A 2,109-nucleotide genomic window follows, 5' to 3' on the forward strand; every position below is an offset into this window, starting at 1 on the left:
GATGTGTATAAGAGACAGAGCCAGAGCGGTGCGCGCAGCCGGGCGTCGGCCAGGGCCTGAACCAGGGCGAGGGTGTCCCGCAGCCCTTGGGTCCCCTCCCCCGACAGGGCGGTGAGGGCCAGGACGCCGGTGACACCGCCGCCGTCCAGGGTGTCCCGCAGCTGGGCGCTGTCGTGGGAATCCGGTACGCGGACGACCCTGACTCCGTGGGCGCTCAGGGCGTCCGCGATGTCGTGGGTGGCGTCCTCGGGGCCGACGACGAGCCAGGTACCGGACGGTACGCCGGGCTGTGGTTCAGGTGCCTGGCGCCACTGCACCTCGTACCGCCAGGAATCCAGGACGGACTGGTCACGCCTGCCACGCCGCCAGTCGGCGAGTGCCGGGAGCACGGCGCTGAGCGGCTGGTCCCCGTCGATGGCCAGTGTGCCGGTGACGGCGTCCAGGTCCTGGCTCTCGACCGCGGACCAGAACCCCGCCTCCGCCGGGTCCTCGCCACCTCGCGCGTCAGCTGCCGCTGTCCATACGAGCGACTCGGGCCAGTACCGGGTGCGCTGGAACGCGTAGGTGGGCAGGGCCACCCCTCCGGCTCCGGGGAACAGTGCCGTCCAGTCGCAGTCGACGCCACGCACGTACAGCCGGGCCAGCGCCGTCATCGCCGCGCCGGTCTCGGGCCGCCCTGCGCGCAGGACCGGGAATGCGTCCGCGCCCTCGTCGTCCAGGCAGTCGGCGGCCATCGCGCTGAGCACGCCGTCGGGGCCGAGTTCGACGTACGTCTTCACGCCCTCGCCGGCCAGAGTGCGCACGCAGTCCTCGAAGCGGACGGCCTGACGGGCGTGGGAGACCCAGTAGTCGGCCGAGCACGCCTCCTCGGCCGTCAGGATGCGTCCGGTCACGTTCGAGACGACCGGGAGGGCGGGAGGGGTGAAGGTGAGGGTCCGCAGGACCCGGCCGAACTCGTCGAGCATCGCGTCCATGTGCGGGGAATGGAAGGCGTGGCTGACCTTCAGCCGCTTCGTCCTGCGGTTCCGGCCCTCGAAGTGGGCTGCCACAGCCAGCACCTCGTCCTCGTCACCGGACACGACGACGGAGCGCGGGCCGTTCACAGCGGCGACCGAGATCCGGTCCGTCCGGCCGGCCAGTACCTGGACCACTTCGTCCTCGCGTGCTTCGACGGCCACCATCGCACCGCCTTCGGGCAGCGCCTGCATCAGCCGCCCCCGTGCCGCGACGAACGTGCAGGCCTCCTCAAGGGAGAGGGTTCCCGCGACGTGCACGGCGGCCACCTCGCCGATGGAGTGCCCCGCGAGGAGGCCGGGTCGGATGCCCCAGTGCGCGAGCAGGCGGAACAGAGCCACCTCGATCGCGAACAGAGCGGCCTGCGTGTACGCCGTACGGTGCAGGAGGGCCGCCCGCTCACCGCCCTCCTCGGCGAACAGCACACTGAGCAGGGGGTACTGGAGATGGCGGTCCAGGTGGGTGCACACCTCGTCCAGCGCGTCACGGAAAACCGGGTGAAGGGCGGCGAGCTCGCGCCCCGTCCCCAGCCGCTGGCTGCCCTGGCCGCTGAACAGGAAGGCGATCCGGCCTTCGGTCACCGTGCCGCGCACCGGTCCGGCCTTGCCGTCCGTCAGGGCCTCCAGCTGGACGAGGGCGTCGTCGCGGTCCTCCGCGACGACCACCGCGCGGTCCTCGAAGGCGGTGCGCGTGGTCGCCAGCGCGTGGGCCACGTCCGCCAGGGCGTAGTCGGGCCGGGTGGCCAGCAGGGCACGGAGCCGGGCAGCCTGCGCGGCCAGCGCCGCCCCGCCTCGCGCGGAGACGGGCAGGGCGACGGGGCCGCCCGGCGCCTCGTCGCCGGCCGTCGCGTCGGCCGGTGTGTCGGCCGGCACGTCGGCCTGCTCGATGATGACGTGGGCGTTGGTGCCGCTGATGCCGAACGAGGAGACGCCGGCGCGCCTGAGTTGACCCGTGTCGGGCCACGGCACCGAGTCGGTGAGCAGCCGCACCTCGCCCATGGTCCAGTCCACCTGCGGAGTGGGAGCGTCGACGTGCAGCGTCGCCGGAATCGCGTCCCGTTGCATGGCCATGACCATCTTGATCACACCGGCCACA

At 72.7% G+C, this 2,109-nt stretch carries 1 protein-coding gene; it reads right to left on the reverse strand.

Annotated features, from left to right (window positions below):
* Positions 1–2,109: acyltransferase domain-containing protein (locus IH13_RS0135165; protein WP_420713442.1), on the reverse strand; the 2,109-nt coding region annotated here is incomplete at both ends.

The sequence above is a fragment of the Streptomyces sp. NRRL WC-3549 genome (assembly GCF_000721935.1).
GTDB lineage: Bacteria > Actinomycetota > Actinomycetes > Streptomycetales > Streptomycetaceae > Streptomyces.